A 15,703-nucleotide genomic window follows, 5' to 3' on the forward strand; every position below is an offset into this window, starting at 1 on the left:
TTATTTGGTGACGTCAGCCCCGAACCACTTCTCGGAAATCTTCGCGAGTGAGCCATCTTTCTGCATTTCGGCAATCGCTTTGTTGATAGCTGCCAGCAATTCTGGGTTGTCTTTGCGAATGGCTACGCCGGATTCCTGACGGGAGAATGGCGCACCAGCAACCGCTAAAGTATCTTTGGTTTTCTTCACCAGATCCAATGCGGCCAGGCGGTCAACCAGAATCGCATTGATACGGCCTACGCGCAGATCCTGATATTTCGTCGGGTCATCATCATAAGTACGGACATCCACACCAGGCACATTGGCACGCAACCACTGTTCGTAGTTGGTCCCCAGACCCACGCCGACTTTTTTGCCTTTCAGATCTTCCGGCTTAGTGATCGACCCTTCAGCGCCCTTCTTCACCAGCGCCTGAATACCGGAAACGGTATACGGCGTGGAGAAATCGTATTTCTTCTCACGTTCCGGGGAAATGGTCACCTGGTTGATGACCACATCAATACGTTTGGATTCCAGAGAAGCCAGCATGCCGTCCCATTTGGTCGGTTGCAGCTTCGCTTTCACGCCCATGTGCTGCGCCAGCGCATCAGCGAATTCCACTTCGAAACCGGTCAGTTTGCCGTCTTCACCCTGGAAACTGAACGGAGGGTAAGTCCCTTCCAGACCGACGATCAGCGTGCCGCGGTCTTGCACTTTTTTCAGTAAACCTTCATCAGCAAAGCTGTTGCTGACCATACCGGCGGTCAGGCTCACGGCCACAGCACCCAAAAGTAAGCGACGACGCAATGTGGAAAAAACCATATACACCTCAGTTATTATCAATGTCAGAAAGTTATATATCCTGCGAATTGGCGCACAGTAACATCCGGCGCGGGAGTTATCAGGAACATAATTTCATAATCTTAGCTCAAAAAAGCATAAGCGTACTGTAAGGCATCACACTTGCGGATGATAAGCAAACAGTGCCGGTGCACCGCCGGTATGAATGAACAGGATCGGGCCTTCGTCAGGGAATAAGCCGCGCTCAATACCGTCGAGCAAACCGGCCATCGCCTTGCCGGTATACACCGGATCCAGCAGCATCGCTTCCTGCTCCGCCAGCAGTTTCACCGCCGCCATTCCGGCTTCATTCGGCTCACCGTAGCGCGGCGCAAAATACTCGTCCCACAAAATAATCTGCGGGTTTTTTTCATCCAACTGCAAACTGACGGCGACATCACGGGCAATGGCTTCCACTTTTGGACGCTGCGCATCGGCCTTTCGTGACACTGTCACGCCAATCAGTTGAGTATCTGGCATTAAATGCTGCAATGCGACCGCCAGCCCGGCGTGCGTGCCCGCACTGCCCGACGCCACCACAATGGCGCTGAAGTCGACGAAATTCGCGGAAGACTGCTCAGCAATTTCCAGCGCGCACTGTACGTAACCCAGTGCACCCAGTGCGTTTGAACCGCCGACCGGCACAACATACGGGCGGAAACCTTGCCCTTCCAGACGTTCGGCTAATTCTGCCAGCTGCGCCATCGGGTCATGCAGTTCGTCGCACATCACCACGTCGGCATTGAATAAATCCAGCAACAGGCGGTTGCCGTTGGTCAGATAATTGGGTTCGGTGGTGCCAATCGGGTTTTCCAGCAGCGCGACGCATTTAAGGCCCAGTTTCGCCGCCACTGCCGCCGTCTGGCGGACGTGGTTGGACTGGATCGCCCCGGCGGTGACCAGCGTATCGGCACCCTGCGCCAGCGCGGCAGCGGCCAGATATTCCAGTTTTCTGAGCTTGTTGCCGCCCATCGCCAGCGGCGTAATGTCATCACGCTTGATATAAATGTCACGGCCCGTGAACTCTGAGAGGCGGTGGAGTTTTTCTAAGGGCGTGCAGGTGCCCAGTAAATCAATACGGTCGAAGGCTTCCAGCCGGGTTTTAAGCAAAGCAATTTTAGCAGGCACATGTTCCCCTGACGCACAGCCTCAAGGCTGGCGAAGTCGTGATAGTCGAAGTAGATGTAATTTCAGAGAATGGTTATGTAATAAGTATATAAAGAATTAATACTTTATGCGGACAGATTCAAGACAAAAAAACAGGCCCCCGAAGACGTAATGCCAGTCAGTTAAGCAACTGACTGGCATTTTTTGCAGTACTTTTGGGGACTTCCGGGGGCTTTTCTTATTTATGTGTTGAAGAAACCACCTGATCACTTGCTGAATAACTGAATACAACATTATCACTGGTCGTTTCAGGCAAGCTTATCCCGACAACAGGAACAACAAGACCGCTTGTCGTGTTATAAAAATCTTGCTGATCATGTTGGGCACCGGCCAATCCTGATGAACCTTTTAAATAGAAGAATGCCTGAATAGGAAGTTCCGTCGGTATACCTGTTGCCCAGGTTTGTAACCGAAGTTCGTTTTGAGTACCAAATGACTCCGTGGCAATAGTTGCCATACTGCCAATAGTTTCATTAAATGCGCTGGAGATGGTACTTCCCGTCGCGGACGTTCTCAGGTCAAACCCGCATTCGGAGGCGTGCTGACTGTTGTATTGCACGTAATGTTGGTGCCATTGTTCGGCGGTAAGAATACCCTGTGACTGGCAGGTGCCACTTTCAGGATGTCCGGTATATTCGCCACACCCCTTATCTGCACGGTTATCCGTTGCCGCATCAATAGGGAAAGCGCAGAGTGTGGGGATCGCTAATTTTCCGGCCGGGGCCTGTTGCTGAGGGAAGAAAATCAGTCCATTGGTATAACCATAGGCAAGTTTATCGTACTTAGAATCTTTTCTTAAATACGAGAATGATGTCCCTCCACTTGTCACCGAGGCCGGACTCGGATCCCATGAATGATAACTATCTGAAGGCTCTGTCCCTCGAATAAGAACACCCGAACAGAGTAAAGCGGGTTGGGTATCATCACCGCAGTTGGTTGGCTCTGCATTATAAGCTGTATTTAACTGTGTAATAACGTCCGGTGTTGGCGTGGGTGCCAAAGCAGGAACATAAATAGTGCCACAATCGAAACCTGGGTTTCCTGTGAGTGTTACATTACATTTTAAATCTCCTCCCTCCCACTGGCCGTTAGTCATTTTCAGGTCATTCACCTGTATATGGGTAGTATAGGGATTAGCGCTGCACTTAACTTCGTTCCCGACTTCTATTACTGGTTGTAAGTACTGGTTTGTTTTAGAAAATGACGTTATAACAGTATTGCAACTGGCAAGTGAATCGTTGGTAAATGTCATCGCAGGGTTGCCGGGTGAACCTCCGGTTATCGGAGTATGATCAATTAAGAATGCGTATTGCCATCCATTCATCATACAGCCTTCACATGAGTCCATCTGGAAACTAATCGTACCGCTTGTACTGCCTTGTTTTACATCTGATACCGTAAAAGTTACCCCGCTATTATTCGCTAGCGATGGCAATGACAACATTAATAAAAATAAAGCATAGATAAATTTCATGGTAATCACTCCGTGATTTTATGCGTCAATAACCCACGCATTTAAATAAGTTATAGAGAAGCCACTTTTAATTGAGTTTTTTAATATTTTCACTTCCAGATAAGGACGTTGTTTTTAGTTTTTACCTCGTAAAACCCTCTGTTCGCTATCACTGTACGTAAATGACGCACCGGCGTTGCTTGTTGCCGTTAGATGTTCATCGTCACAGCCCTTTACTGTGTTCGCATATTTTTGAGTAAGGCAATCAGCCTTCTCCTGCCCTGTATACTGTGTTGAACGAACACTATGCTGTGCCTGGAGCGCCTCCCTTTCAGGGGTCATATCTCGTGCATAAATACCTTGAGAAATTGATCCTAAAACAAGAAAAATTAGGAGTGGTGTGATTTTTCCATATTAACTCCCTCTGATATTTTATTTATTGATGTGTATATTCCCATGCATTGAATGGGGTTTGCATAGGGATGAATTTTATTAATTAATGCCTATGGGAATCGCCAGGATAATTTCTGGTGATACCATGACCACTTTTATTAAAAGTAAACACGCCTCGATGTTAATAGGTAAACCCAAGCCTGACAGTTCAATTTTTGTTCAAAAAAAACTTTTAATTGCGCACTCTCATTGAATTTATTTTTTAATTATTTTACTCCACGAAATTAAACTTCATATATTCTTTGTATCCCGCACGTGTTTATGTCAGCTACAGCAATGAACATGTAGTCCATGACTGGCTTAAATACCGACATGGCATTTTAGTTTATCCGCAGGGAATAGATGACAACACCTTTTTAGTCAAAATGGCCATCAACGGAGTTGGCGGGAAATTAAGCAGACGTTATTACAGAAGTGATTAACGCTGAGGAAAAAAAAGCCCGTCAGTGGTTAAACTGACGGGCTTTACCCCCGAAGGAGGCTGTACTTTTTTTGTGTGTCAGTCTGTCAGAGCGCCGCTTACGCGGATTTCTGCCAGGCCAGATACTGGTCGTATTTGCGCAGGGCAATACGGTAGTTGTCGTGGCCCGCCACCGGCAAATCACTGATGATCCGCTGGTGGATGCTGTCCCCTGAAAGTTTATCGAGAGGATAGTTGTTTGCTGACAAGATTTCGTCCAGACGGCGGAGGCGGACAACGTACTCGCGCACCGTGCTGTGGTTCATCTCTGTCTGCTCGAACAGATATTGCTTAAACGCCATGATGTCAAAATATGACGAATGGCTGTTACAGCTTATCTCACTGCAAAAACGACACAGTGCGGTCAGTTCCTGCGACAGGTTGTGCCACACGTCATCATCAATAGGCTGGTCCATCTTGGCGATGGCCTCTTTATTGATGATTTGCCCGCGAAACACCAGTGCCATCCTGTCGAGTTCTTTTGCACACTGTGAGCAATGAGTCTGACTGTGTTTAAAATCTTTAAGATAACGGCTTAAAGGCCTTGTTTTGATTCCCGCTGGCATAAATTTATTCCTGATAAGGGACATAAAATGTATAACCGGCCAGGAAAAAGCGGATCAGTGGTCGTTGGCCAGGCGGCTTCGCAAACGCTTAATCGCCTGACTGTGGAGCTGGCTTACACGGGATTCCCCGACATCCAGCACCGCCCCGATCTCTTTTAAATTCAACTCTTCCTGGTAGTAAAGCGTAAGTACCATCTTTTCCCGTTCTGGTAACGCATCGATAGCTTCCATCACCCGGTGGCGCAAACTGCCCTCCAGCAGATGATGTAACGGGTTGGCCTCTTCGTGCCCTTCCATCAATGCCTCGGCAGAATCGCCGTGCTCTTCGCGCCATTCGTCATAAGAAAACAACTGGCTACTGTTCGTATCCATTAATATCTGCCGGTATTCCTCGATAGGAATATCCAGTGCCTGCGCCACCTCTCCTTCACTCGGCGGTCGCCCTAATTTTTGTTCTGCGTTATGCATCGCCTGAGACACTTCACGCGCATTACGTCTGACGCTGCGCGGTACCCAGTCGCGGCTTCGCAACTCATCAAGCATCGCGCCCCGGATACGCTGGACAGCATAAGTGGTAAATGCCGTCCCCTGCATCGCATCAAAACGCTCAACCGCATTTAACAGGCCGATCCCTCCCGCTTGCAGTAGATCATCAAGCTCTACGCTGGCGGGAAGCCGCACCTGCAAACGCAGGGCTTCATGGCGCACAAGCGGAACATAGCGCTGCCACAAAGAATTTTTGTCTATCACGCCGTCGGCGGTATACAGATCGCTCACTGTCGTAACCTGGCAAATTGAGGGTCAGTATCATTGTGCCAGCGGTAACCGCTATTCAATCGGCTGAATAAGGACTGAAAAGCGCGGTTATTTTGATTATGTCTCGCACATTCTGTTCCAGCAGGCGGAAAGTTACCAGAACTAAAATCGCTCAAAAAACAAACATAACCTAAAGATTATCCTAAATTATACCAGCGAATGCGTTTCATTAATTGTGGAAAAAGGTAAATTTTGGTTAAAAAAAACCCCGCCGAAGCGGGGTTTAACTGAGTTTTCCGGGTTAACCCGAAAATTAGCCTTGCAGCAGGGTCAGTACGGACTGAGGAACCTGGTTAGCTTTAGACAATACTGAAGTACCTGCTTGTTGCAGGATCTGCGCTTTAGACATTGCAGAAACTTCAGTTGCGTAGTCAGCATCCTGAATACGGCTCTGTGCAGAAGACAGGTTAGTGGTGGTGTTGTCCAGGTTAGTGATTGCAGAATCGAAACGGTTCTGAACCGCACCCAGTGAAGAACGGAAGGTGTCAACTTTAGCGATTGCAGCGTCGATTGCTTTCAGTGGATCTGAAGTTGCAACACCGGTGTAACCGTTAACGTTAGCCGTATCAGAAATGTCGCCGATTGCGCTGGCAACAGCTGCGGTAGGGGTTGCACCGCCGTCTACGATTGCGCCTGCTGCAGTTTTGTAGTCTTTACCCTGAACGGTAACGTAACCCACTGCTGCGCCAGTAGCATCTGCGCCCACTTTAACCAGCTGACCTGCCTGAGTACCGGCAGTCACACCGTTGGTGGTGTCAGTGTAAGAAACGTCGGTGGTGTTCAGAACAACTTTACCGGTAGTATCATCTACAGACGCCGCGTAGTTGTTAGTACCATCAGAAACAACGTAAGTTGCAGTGGCAGCGCCAGCAGCAGTCTGAACGTTTTTCAGAGACAGTTTGCTTGCGTCCAGGCCCAGAGAAGTGGCAGCTGAAGACAGGTCAACGTTTTTCAGGGAGCCGCTTGCGCCAACCTGAGTGATGGCATCGCTGGTTTTCAGCGCGTTGCTTGCAACAGAGAAACCGTTCAGACCCAGTGTGGTAGAGTCGATTTTCTGCAGGTCGATGGAGATAGTCTGGCCATCGTTAGCGCCAACCTGAATTTTCATGGTCTGGTTAGAAGCCAGAACGTTCACGCCGTTGAACTGAGTCTGACCCGATACGCGGTCGATTTCATTCAGACGGGATGTAATTTCATCCTGGATTGAAGACAGGTCAGAAGAGGAGTTGGTGCCGTTAGCAGCCTGAACAGACAGTTCACGGATACGTTGTAAGTTGTTGTTTATTTCGCTCAGTGAGCCTTCAGTGGTCTGCGCAACGGAGATACCGTCGTTGGCATTACGTGAAGCCTGAGTCAGGCCGTTGATGTTAGAGGTGAAACGGTTGGCAATTGCCTGGCCCGCAGCATCATCTTTAGCGCTGTTAATACGCAGACCTGAAGACAGACGCTCGATAGCGGTGCTCAGTGCTGACTGGGATTTGTTCATGTTGTTCTGAGTCATCAGAGACAGCGTGTTGGTATTGATTACTTGGCCCATGAGTGCATTCCTTCAAATCTGGTTAAGGGGTTCGGGCTTATTGCCCACGGCGTTCATCACCGTCCAAACTTGTATCGGCGATACTCCAGCAACCTTTAGAATTATTTCTCAAAAAACCCGGTTTTCTTACTTTGAGAATTACCCTTCCTTATACCGCCTATTCCCGCCATTACTTTTTGTTGCGATCCATTAAACTTTTTCTCCGTCGTGCCGATAGGGCTTAAAGACTCTTACACAACATGTAAAGGATACATATGGCCACTGTCTCTTCATTAGGTATTGGTTCAGGCTTAGACCTCACCACTTTGCTGACTAACCTGACCACCGCTGAAAAAGCACGCCTGACGCCTATCAGCAACGCGCAGAGCAGCTATAGTGCCAAGCTTACCGCTTACGGCACGATGCAAAGCGCCTTGCAAACATTTGCCGACGCGGCCACTGCGTTGTCATCCACCAATACCTATGGCGCTACCACCGCCACATCGAGTAATACCGCCGCCTTCAGCGCGACCACCACCACGGGTGCCGCCGCCGGTAAATACTCTGTTTCCGTGACCCAGCTGGCCTCTGCCCAGTCTTTAATCTCCACCACGCAAACCAGCAGCACGACCGCATTAGGTGCAACTACCAGCGGTAACTCCCGCACCCTCACCATCAGCCAGGGCGACGGCAGCACCCCGCTGAGCATTAAGTTGACCGACTCGCAAACGTCACTGACTGGCGTTCGTGATGCGATTAATAAAGCCGGTGGTGGCGTTACCGCCAGCGTCGTGAAAGTCACCGACAGCAGCTATAAGCTGGTACTGAGCGCCAACAATACCGGTACCAATTCAGAAATGACGGTGGCCGTTACGGGCGATGACACCCTGAACAACATCATCGGTTATGACTCTTCCACCAGCACCGGTGCGATGACGCAAAACGCCGTGGCCGCTAACGCCCAACTGAGTTTCAATGGCATCGACCTGGAACGTCAAAGCAATACCATCAGCGATGCACAGGACGGGATTACCTTAAGCCTGACCGGTACCACAACCACCGCGGCATCGCTGACCGTGGCGAAAAACACCAGTACCGCATCGACGGCTATTCAGACCTTTGTTGATTCCTATAACGCCTTACAGGATACCTTCACCAGTCTGACCAAATTTACGGCCACCGCGACCAACACGGATACCTCAGATAGCACCAACGGGGCGTTGCTCGGTGACAGCGCGTTGCGCACAATCCAGACGCGTCTGAAAACAGCCCTGGGGTCTGCTTCCGGTTCCGGCACAATCAGCTCATTGTCCAGCATCGGTATCACGACCGACCCGACCACCGGTAAGCTGGAAATTGACAGCACTAAACTCAACACGGCGCTGACCAGCAATACCGCCGCAGTGCAGACCATGATGGTCGGTGATGGTAAAACGACCGGCGTGATGACCAACATCGCCAATCTGAACACCGGTTTCCTCAATACCACCAACGGGACAATTGCGAACGCTGAAGCGGCGGTGAATACCACGCTGAAAAGCCTGACCACGCAATACAACTCGGTCAACGACAGCATTAACACCACCATCGCCCGCTATAAAACGCAGTTTACTGCACTTGATGTGGCTATCCAGAAGCTCAACAGCACGGCGACGTATCTGACGACGCAGTTCGAAGCGATGTCTTCATCAAGTTCAAGCTAGTAAGGAAACAGAATATGTATAACGCTAAAGGAACGCAGGCTTACGCGCAGGTTGGTGTAGAAAGCGCAGTCATGAGTGCGTCGCCTTACCAGTTAGTCACGATGTTATTTGACGGGGCGCGTAGCGCCCTGATCCGTGCACGCATTTTTATTCAACAAGGCAGCATTGCCGAAAAAGGCAAATCGCTGTCTATGGCGATTAATATTATCGACAGCGGACTGAAAGCGGGATTAAGTCGGGAGAAAGGCGATCCGGAATTAGTGGATAACCTCGAAGCGCTTTACTCGTATATGGTTCGCCGTTTATTACATGCAAATTTACACAACGATCAAGAGGCCATCACCGAGGTGTTGGCCTTGCTTGAAAATATCGCCGATGCCTGGCGGCAAATCGGCCCAACCCCCCACCCGTCGCAGGACCAATATAATGGATCAACATCAGTATCTGGTTAATGAATATCAACTGATCCTGTCTTTAAGCGAGCAGATGTTGCGGCTGGCACAAGATGAAAAATGGGATGAGCTGGTCGAACTTGAGTTCAGCTATGTGAAAGCGGTGGAAGCGACCACCAAATTACCGATGTCAGAACAGACGTCGATAATGATTCAGAATGATATTCGCCGGTACTTACGCATCATTCTGGATAATGAAAATACGATAAAGATATTATTACAGGCCCGGATGAATACGCTCACCCAGCTGATTGGTCAGTCGTCCAGACAACAACAAGTGAACACGACGTACGGAAAAATTGATCTCCGTTCGATCGCCTTTGGCGATCACCAATAATTATTAAAGTGTTTTTTTGTTTTATTTGTTTCCAATATTTCTTGTGCAAAAATAAGGTTTCAGGGGCAGAGAGCCTACGGCTACCAGGGCTGACTCTCTCTGTCTCCTTCCGTAACACTCGCCTAAACCGGCAGCCTGTTTGTAATGGCATAAGCGGGAAGTTTTATATCAGGCAGCAAACAACAGGTTGCGGTCGTCATTTCGGGCATCATCGATATGGTTCGTAAAATAAAAGTGACTCCAGGGATAGGCACTATTTCGCTACTTATTCAGCATAGTGAGCTTTTTATTCACGATGTCTATATTAATAAGCCGCAATTGATTCTTGTCCAGAATGGAAGTCTTTCTGTTACTAACCAGGAACAGCACTTCACGCTCCAGGCGGGAGAGATGCTGGTGATCAACAACGGACAAACCCTCAGTGTGACCCATCACCTGCCGGAAAATGGCCCGTTCAGTTGCGCCATCATGGCATGGGATCACCAGCTACTCGGTGACACGGCCCTTTACGCCACAGGTTTTTCACCGCCGCTGATTGCCGTTGACACCCTGCAAGTTATTCCGCACATTCCGGCGGCCTTCAAACAAAGTTTCACAGACACCCACAGCGCCATTCTCTGGCATCACGGCCTGCCCGCACCGATTACCCGCCACCGCATGTTGGAACAATTACTCTGGTTGTCGCAGCTGGGTGTCCGCTATTCCTTGCAGCACAGTGAAAGCGTGACACAGCGCGTACGGGAATTACTGGTCGATAATTTGCATAAATCCTTTACGGCGGCGGAAGTGGCGGAGCAACTGATGATGAATGAAGTGATGTTGCGTCGCCGGCTGGCGGCTGAAGATTGTGTTCTGCGCAATCTGATGATTGATGTTCGCATGACGCAGGCGCTGCGGTTATTGCAATGTACCGATCTGGCGATTTCCAATATTGCTCACCAGGTGGGTTACGAAAGCGGTTCCCGTTTTGCCGAACGTTTTCGGAAACGTTTCGGATTTGCCCCCACGGCTATCCGTGGCCACATGCGCCCGCTTTCAGCACAAACGATGACTTATAACAACTAACCCCTAAGTACTACAATGCCAAATCATGAGTAACATCACACAATAATTGATTACCAGATGTTAACGGAATATTATACACGCCGTTAATTTACAGGTAATCAGGGGCTGGCAGTGCACGTTTGGTGGGAAGTGATTAAAACGATTTATTGGGGTGGATTGGCTGTTGCGGCGCTGGTAACGCTTCTCGTGAGCCGCGACACGATTAAAATACGCTTGCTAACGTCCGGCATTATCGGGTTTACCTGGCCGATGAGCCTTCCCGTCGTTCTGCTCTTCTCGCTGTTCTGACCGCACGCTGTTGTGGCTCAAAGCCAGCAAAAAACCCGGCTTTCAGGCCGGGTTCTGTCAAACGGGTGTTGCTGTTACTTGCGGGTTTGCACCCAGAAGCCGTGGATCAGTCCCGGCAGATAACCACACAGTGTCAGGATAATATTCAGCAAAAAAGCGCCGCCAAATCCGTTTCCTATCAGTACGCCCAACGGCGGTACCAGGATAGTGATCAAAACTCTCCAGAATCCCATACATATCTCCCCTTGGTTATCATTGGCTTAATGATAGTTCAGAGAAACAGACCCGACTATCAGATGAACCTTAATTGATCAGATCCAGCATAATTTCCACGTCACGACGCACTTTATCCAGCATCGCCACGTCGCCTGCACGGTATTCGGCATCAGATATCTGATGAATCTGGCGCATCTGCCACCTCACCTGTGTTTTTTGTTCATCAGTCATATTGCGACACATTACGATGATAAAATTACGCAGCATCAGATGTTGCATGGCAGCTTCTTCGGCATGTTTATTCACCGACATCACTAAATCGAGTACCTGTTTTTCTGCCATTGCGTGTTCCTGCTGTAGTGGGAAAGCCGGTGGGAAAGTCATTTAACCCAGACTAGCATGGCAACGGCACGGTCAAAGCCGACAGCTGATGCAAAAAGACCCGCTATTTCTACGTCTAAAAAACGTCCTGCACCTGCAGCTAAACCGCGGAATGCAAAACCAAAAAATTCTGACCCACAACACATGGATTTATTGTAAGAAGCACATCACAGTGGCAGAAAAATAAAGAGTGACTTACGTCACATTTTTTCAGGATTTAAGTACCCTGCGGCGTGTGTACTCTATAATTTTAACGAATAAGACCGTTTTTTGCAGGGCCGCCTTTTTCGCGCCCTTTTGTTATCTACTTGTGCAGTCTTTCGGGTGAGTTTTCCAGGTGAAACGAGTTTTACACTGTAGTGAGGATTATTACCCCCCATTGGGAAAAGGAGGATGCATGTCTGAGTATCATTATTTATTGATAGGTGGAAGCCGCAACGGACAACGGCATGTTGATAAGCAACATAAGTTTTCGTTGTGTTTTTGGGAAGATGCATCACAGAACGCAGAACGTGAATTTTATGGTAAACAGAACGAGCGCTATAAAGTGAAGCCTGAAAAAGGGGCTGACGGAAACTGGTATCTGGTCGGTTATTGCGGAAATTGTTCGAAAATTCAGGCCGATGAACTGACCACCCAGGCGCTCACAAAACACGTTAAGCCCATGATGTAATACAGAAATTTTAAGTCCGAAAAGTACGCCCGTAAAAGAACCCCGCCACTACGCGGGGTTTTGGCTTTCCGGGGCAGGATTGCCTCAGTAATCAGGCTGCCATGCCCTGAATATTTCGGGCGTAAAAGGCAACATGTCCTCCAATGGCGAAATGTGCCTCATGGTGCCCTAACCGCCCGAGCGGCGCGATGCGCACAATCTCCCCTTCAAATTCCCCGTCCTGAATTTGCGTGATCGCCACATCCAGCTGATAACTGGCCGGATGAACGCCGACCGGGAAGGTGAGTAATTTAACCCGATCACCCACCTGAAACCGGGTGAGCAACGGCAGAGGTGCCTGTTCAAAAATATCCTGATCCATCGGTGACTCCTTATTTTCCAGTGGGATTAATTAGAGGATAGGATATGTTTACGCGTCCTGCCGGATACCGGCGTGAAGCACTTCTCTCTTTACGCATTTCTTTTTAAAGAAACAGTGTTTAATAAACCGCTTTTGTCCGCACGTAGTCGCGTAAAATTTTTGTTCTAAACACCCGATAAGGACCCGCCGTGAAAAAATTAACGCCAGAGCAATGCATTATCCTGACCGGATTTACCGGGATCCTGCATGGCGAATTTGAGGGGTTTCACGAAGATTTGCAGAGGCGCCTGGGCCGTGAAGTCCAGACGTCAGAACTGGGATACCCGGAATTTATCGAAGAATGCCGGACACTTTACGAAGACGATTTTAACAATCTAATGCCAGACTGATAACAAAAAAGCCGGCCAAAAGAAGATCCTCTGGCCGGCCTGTTGCCTGACTGAATGCGCGTGACTACGGTTTAACGATGCCGCGAATGAAATTCTCATTTACCCGGATCACATTCCCCGTTTCCACATTGATAACCTGATACTGCACCGGTGTAACTTCATCCAGAACAGCGATAACTTCAAACAAACCTGGTGTAAAAGTAAGCGTGACAAAAACGCCAACAGGATAGACAGCCATAATTTTATCCTTTCAATCATGTTCTTATAATGTACTGCTTTACCTACGGAAGTAATCATACATCAACTATTAATCACACCCAGTGATTTCATTACCTACATTAATCACTCCCGTTAAATGTTGCATAAAAGAAGTACAGATACGCGATAAATAGATCAGTATTTGATCAATTCAGACAACTCTGACAGACATGGGCAAGTCGTCATCAATTTTTACACGCTTTCACCCCGATTTCTGGCAGCAAACTTTTGCGTGGCTCTCCAGCCGCTTGTTTTCGATGTGATTTCGGTTAAGAATATGAGTCCATTTTGTTGCATTGAGAGCCCGCGCTGTGAGTGCCCAGATTTTTGAAACCGATGCGAATCACCCGCATCTGACACGACTGATTGCAGAGCTGGATGCTTATCAATACCCGCTTTACCCGCCGGAATCCTTTCAGGGAATTAACGTCACCGCGCTGGATGCCGGTGAGATTTTCTGTTTTATGGCGCGGGTAGACGATGACTGGGCAGGGTGTGCGTGCCTGTATATTTCGCGCCCTGAAGGTAATGAGAAACCCATTGCCGAAATGAAGCGGGTTTATGTGAACCCGCTGTATCGCGGGCAGGGTATTGCTTCCCTGCTGATAGACGCAATGGAAAGCAAACTGAAAACATTAGGGTATCGGGATTTGTTTCTGGAAACCGGCGTATTTCAGGAAAAAGCCATCACGCTGTATGAGAAATTGGGGTATGCCCGCACGGAAGCGTTTGGTGATTACTGCCAGGCACCGGATCCGCTCAGCGTTTATATGATGAAATCAGTGGCCTGAGACGGCGCGAAAACGCCAGGGAAAAACGCAGAGAAATATCTCCATAACGCTGCCTTGAGACAGTGTTATGGAGACGCGAAAAGCGGATTACATCAGCACATTGCTTTTCGATGCCGGAATTTCATTGGACGGAATGACCCATTTTTTTAGGGTGATAACGAAGAATTTTTTGCCTTTGGTGATCTTGGCACCACGGTCACCACATTCCAGCGCAAGTTTGAAAAACTCATCACTGTTGATACTAAAAGCCAGTTCGACTTTTTTCACCATACCGGAATTAAGCAGCTCTTCGGCTTCGTGTAATGATTTGGCCTGAACGACTGACATAAATACCTCGTGAGAATGGAGGGAGTTGTATTTGCCCCAATATCCTATTTCACTTTTGTTTCATCATTATGACAGTATCGTGAACCTTCAGAAAAGTGCCACGTTTTAGCGCACAAAATCACCATTCCGTGCGCCCGTTCAAATTCAGGAAAGACGATAATGACGATCCGGCACCGGCGTATCCGGCAGGTGAGTCTGGTTGTTCATTTCCCGCAGGTTAATTTCGATATTGGTACACATCGCGTCCATCGGCAGATGGTTATTGGCGTAGCCGAAAGGCATTTCCAGCTCTTCGGCCAGCGTATCCAGTGACAGAAAACTGTACGAAATAAAGCCGGACACCAGCAGCGTCATGTAATGTAAATCCACCACCAGCGCAAACGGTAATAAGCTGCAGAACAGGTAGACCGTCCGGTGCAACAAAAGCCCGTAAGCAAAAGGGATCGGCATACTGACAATACGCTCGCACCCGCCAACCACCTGCGAAAGCTGTAACAACGTGGTGTCCATGTGGGTGTAAACGATATCCGACAACTCCCCGCTTCGACGCCGTTCGGCCAGCCATTGCGACATCCGCAACTGCACCATATTGGTCGGCGCGCGGCGCGACAGAATATCTTCCGCATCGTCTCCCAGCAAACGCTCAATATCAGGACGCGGATCGCTGTGGCGCAACTGATGCTTGAGGCTGTAACAGAACGCCAGCAACAGTGTTGTCACCCGCTGGGCTTCGCCCGGACACACCGCCATCACCTGACTTTGCAACGTGCGGCAGGCAATCAGTAACCCGCCCCACAGCTGCCGCGCTTCGGTATAACGCGAATATGCCACGCTGTTACGAAAGCCGAGGAAGATTGCTATTGATACCCCCAGCAGACTGAACGGGGCCAGCGTGAGCTTAACGCCGAGTGTCTCATACCAGGGCAGGCTGAGAATGGCGGCGAGCGACATCAATAAATTCAGACTGAGGCGGAACATAATGCTGGGCAGAACAGAGCCATGCCAGGCGAACAAACGCAAGAACCAGTGACGCGGAGGACGGATTATCATTTTTTATAGAAGTGCTTTAGGCAGGTGAAGCGATTTTTTTGCGATTCTTGCAAATAAACCCGCACATGCAAAGGACAATTTTGTGACATACGTAACATTTATTTTGAGAATTGTAGTTTTCGTTTACAGATGTAGGGATCACTTTGTACAAACGGTAACGGA

The 15,703-nt window shown here is 48.9% G+C and carries 20 protein-coding genes; 8 read left to right on the plus strand and 12 right to left on the minus strand.

Translation table 11 applies throughout. The features are described 5' to 3' along the window. The 6 genes from tcyJ to BV494_RS06995 all read right to left on the minus strand — a co-directional run bounded on the left by tcyJ (nt 1) and on the right by BV494_RS06995 (nt 7,271). On the minus strand, nt 1–801 hold the full coding sequence (gene tcyJ, locus BV494_RS06970; RefSeq protein WP_104922203.1) for a cystine ABC transporter substrate-binding protein: 801 nt from the start codon (nt 799–801) through the stop codon (nt 1–3). 135 nt (nt 802–936) lie between these two features. After that, complete coding sequence (locus tag BV494_RS06975; protein WP_104922204.1) at nt 937–1,947, minus strand: D-cysteine desulfhydrase; 1,011 nt, start codon at nt 1,945–1,947, stop codon at nt 937–939. 217 nt (nt 1,948–2,164) lie between these two features. Further along, nucleotides 2,165–3,460 carry a hypothetical protein gene (locus BV494_RS06980; RefSeq protein ID WP_104922205.1) on the minus strand — a complete coding sequence of 432 codons (1,296 nt, stop codon included), beginning with the start codon at nt 3,458–3,460 and terminating at the stop codon, nt 2,165–2,167. Nucleotides 3,461–4,411: 951 nt separating this feature from the next. Further along, nucleotides 4,412–4,918, minus strand: a complete 507-nt coding sequence (gene fliZ, locus BV494_RS06985) for a flagella biosynthesis regulatory protein FliZ (RefSeq protein ID WP_095922218.1) — start codon at nt 4,916–4,918, stop codon at nt 4,412–4,414. A gap of 54 nt (nt 4,919–4,972) precedes the next feature. Then, the gene (locus BV494_RS06990; RefSeq protein WP_104922206.1) at nt 4,973–5,695 is read right to left on the minus strand and encodes an RNA polymerase sigma factor FliA; all 723 of its coding nucleotides are present in this window, start codon (nt 5,693–5,695) and stop codon (nt 4,973–4,975) included. A 292-nt stretch (nt 5,696–5,987) separates the two neighbouring features. Next, on the minus strand, nt 5,988–7,271 hold the full coding sequence (locus BV494_RS06995; protein WP_104922207.1) for a FliC/FljB family flagellin: 1,284 nt from the start codon (nt 7,269–7,271) through the stop codon (nt 5,988–5,990). Between the two features lie 254 nt (nt 7,272–7,525). Between BV494_RS06995 and fliD the strand changes: the two genes are divergently transcribed. The 5 genes from fliD to BV494_RS07020 all read left to right on the plus strand — a co-directional run bounded on the left by fliD (nt 7,526) and on the right by BV494_RS07020 (nt 11,095). Next, nucleotides 7,526–8,953: a flagellar filament capping protein FliD gene (gene fliD, locus BV494_RS07000; protein ID WP_104922208.1), complete on the plus strand. Its 1,428-nt coding sequence runs from the start codon at nt 7,526–7,528 to the stop codon at nt 8,951–8,953. A gap of 14 nt (nt 8,954–8,967) precedes the next feature. After that, on the plus strand, nt 8,968–9,405 hold the full coding sequence (fliS, locus tag BV494_RS07005) for a flagellar export chaperone FliS (protein WP_104922209.1): 438 nt from the start codon (nt 8,968–8,970) through the stop codon (nt 9,403–9,405). Then, on the plus strand, nt 9,380–9,742 hold the full coding sequence (fliT, locus tag BV494_RS07010) for a flagella biosynthesis regulatory protein FliT (RefSeq protein ID WP_104922210.1): 363 nt from the start codon (nt 9,380–9,382) through the stop codon (nt 9,740–9,742). The genes fliS and fliT overlap by 26 nt, the downstream gene beginning before the upstream one ends. Before the next feature lie 390 nt (nt 9,743–10,132). Next, nucleotides 10,133–10,807: a helix-turn-helix transcriptional regulator gene (locus BV494_RS07015; protein ID WP_226790046.1), complete on the plus strand. Its 675-nt coding sequence runs from the start codon at nt 10,133–10,135 to the stop codon at nt 10,805–10,807. Nucleotides 10,808–10,918: 111 nt separating this feature from the next. Next, nucleotides 10,919–11,095: a GhoT/OrtT family toxin gene (locus tag BV494_RS07020; protein WP_104922212.1), complete on the plus strand. Its 177-nt coding sequence runs from the start codon at nt 10,919–10,921 to the stop codon at nt 11,093–11,095. Nucleotides 11,096–11,169: 74 nt separating this feature from the next. Here the strand turns inward: BV494_RS07020 and BV494_RS07025 are convergent, their stop codons facing one another. Then, nucleotides 11,170–11,328, minus strand: coding sequence for a YqaE/Pmp3 family membrane protein (locus BV494_RS07025; protein ID WP_015690040.1), 159 nt, complete (start codon nt 11,326–11,328; stop codon nt 11,170–11,172). A 70-nt stretch (nt 11,329–11,398) separates the two neighbouring features. After that, the gene (locus tag BV494_RS07030; protein WP_104922213.1) at nt 11,399–11,653 is read right to left on the minus strand and encodes a hypothetical protein; all 255 of its coding nucleotides are present in this window, start codon (nt 11,651–11,653) and stop codon (nt 11,399–11,401) included. A 436-nt stretch (nt 11,654–12,089) separates the two neighbouring features. Here BV494_RS07030 and BV494_RS07035 point away from each other — a divergent pair, with 436 nt between their 5' ends. After that, entirely contained in the window at nt 12,090–12,365 is a 276-nt protein-coding gene (locus BV494_RS07035; protein WP_104922214.1) for a hypothetical protein, read from the plus strand. Nucleotides 12,366–12,456: 91 nt separating this feature from the next. Here BV494_RS07035 and BV494_RS07040 read toward each other — a convergent pair whose 3' ends face one another. Next, nucleotides 12,457–12,726, minus strand: a complete 270-nt coding sequence (locus tag BV494_RS07040) for a hypothetical protein (RefSeq protein WP_104922215.1) — start codon at nt 12,724–12,726, stop codon at nt 12,457–12,459. A 188-nt stretch (nt 12,727–12,914) separates the two neighbouring features. On the opposite strand from BV494_RS07040, the gene BV494_RS07045 reads away from it, so the two are divergent. Beyond that, the gene (locus tag BV494_RS07045; RefSeq protein WP_104922216.1) at nt 12,915–13,115 is read left to right on the plus strand and encodes a DUF7736 domain-containing protein; all 201 of its coding nucleotides are present in this window, start codon (nt 12,915–12,917) and stop codon (nt 13,113–13,115) included. Between the two features lie 64 nt (nt 13,116–13,179). Here the strand turns inward: BV494_RS07045 and BV494_RS25785 are convergent, their stop codons facing one another. Next, complete coding sequence (locus tag BV494_RS25785; RefSeq protein WP_165057865.1) at nt 13,180–13,353, minus strand: hypothetical protein; 174 nt, start codon at nt 13,351–13,353, stop codon at nt 13,180–13,182. 331 nt (nt 13,354–13,684) lie between these two features. Between BV494_RS25785 and BV494_RS07050 the strand changes: the two genes are divergently transcribed. Then, nucleotides 13,685–14,164 carry a GNAT family N-acetyltransferase gene (locus BV494_RS07050; protein WP_104922217.1) on the plus strand — a complete coding sequence of 160 codons (480 nt, stop codon included), beginning with the start codon at nt 13,685–13,687 and terminating at the stop codon, nt 14,162–14,164. A gap of 87 nt (nt 14,165–14,251) precedes the next feature. Here the strand turns inward: BV494_RS07050 and BV494_RS07055 are convergent, their stop codons facing one another. Continuing rightward, nucleotides 14,252–14,491, minus strand: a complete 240-nt coding sequence (locus tag BV494_RS07055; RefSeq protein WP_104922218.1) for a hypothetical protein — start codon at nt 14,489–14,491, stop codon at nt 14,252–14,254. Between the two features lie 144 nt (nt 14,492–14,635). Then, complete coding sequence (locus tag BV494_RS07060) at nt 14,636–15,541, minus strand: bestrophin family protein (RefSeq protein ID WP_104922219.1); 906 nt, start codon at nt 15,539–15,541, stop codon at nt 14,636–14,638. Nucleotides 15,542–15,703 lie beyond the last annotated feature (162 nt).

The organism is Rahnella sikkimica, assembly GCF_002951615.1.
Classification (GTDB): domain Bacteria; phylum Pseudomonadota; class Gammaproteobacteria; order Enterobacterales; family Enterobacteriaceae; genus Rahnella; species Rahnella sikkimica.

Bases quoted from the DNA above. Each gene is read 5' to 3' on its own strand.
- tcyJ (WP_104922203.1), bottom strand. From the start codon at position 801: ATGGTTTTTTCCACATTGCGTCGTCGCTTACTTTTGGGTGCTGTGGCC.
- BV494_RS06980 (WP_104922205.1), bottom strand. From the start codon at position 3,460: ATGAAATTTATCTATGCTTTATTTTTATTAATGTTGTCATTGCCATCG.
- fliZ (WP_095922218.1), bottom strand. From the start codon at position 4,918: ATGCCAGCGGGAATCAAAACAAGGCCTTTAAGCCGTTATCTTAAAGAT.
- BV494_RS06995 (WP_104922207.1), bottom strand. From the start codon at position 7,271: ATGGGCCAAGTAATCAATACCAACACGCTGTCTCTGATGACTCAGAAC.
- fliD (WP_104922208.1), top strand. From the start codon at position 7,526: ATGGCCACTGTCTCTTCATTAGGTATTGGTTCAGGCTTAGACCTCACC.
- fliS (WP_104922209.1), top strand. From the start codon at position 8,968: ATGTATAACGCTAAAGGAACGCAGGCTTACGCGCAGGTTGGTGTAGAA.
- fliT (WP_104922210.1), top strand. From the start codon at position 9,380: ATGGATCAACATCAGTATCTGGTTAATGAATATCAACTGATCCTGTCT.
- BV494_RS07015 (WP_226790046.1), top strand. From the start codon at position 10,133: ATGCTGGTGATCAACAACGGACAAACCCTCAGTGTGACCCATCACCTG.
- BV494_RS07025 (WP_015690040.1), bottom strand. From the start codon at position 11,328: ATGGGATTCTGGAGAGTTTTGATCACTATCCTGGTACCGCCGTTGGGC.
- BV494_RS07030 (WP_104922213.1), bottom strand. From the start codon at position 11,653: ATGGCAGAAAAACAGGTACTCGATTTAGTGATGTCGGTGAATAAACAT.
- BV494_RS07035 (WP_104922214.1), top strand. From the start codon at position 12,090: ATGTCTGAGTATCATTATTTATTGATAGGTGGAAGCCGCAACGGACAA.
- BV494_RS07040 (WP_104922215.1), bottom strand. From the start codon at position 12,726: ATGGATCAGGATATTTTTGAACAGGCACCTCTGCCGTTGCTCACCCGG.
- BV494_RS25785 (WP_165057865.1), bottom strand. From the start codon at position 13,353: ATGGCTGTCTATCCTGTTGGCGTTTTTGTCACGCTTACTTTTACACCA.
- BV494_RS07055 (WP_104922218.1), bottom strand. From the start codon at position 14,491: ATGTCAGTCGTTCAGGCCAAATCATTACACGAAGCCGAAGAGCTGCTT.
- BV494_RS07060 (WP_104922219.1), bottom strand. From the start codon at position 15,541: ATGATAATCCGTCCTCCGCGTCACTGGTTCTTGCGTTTGTTCGCCTGG.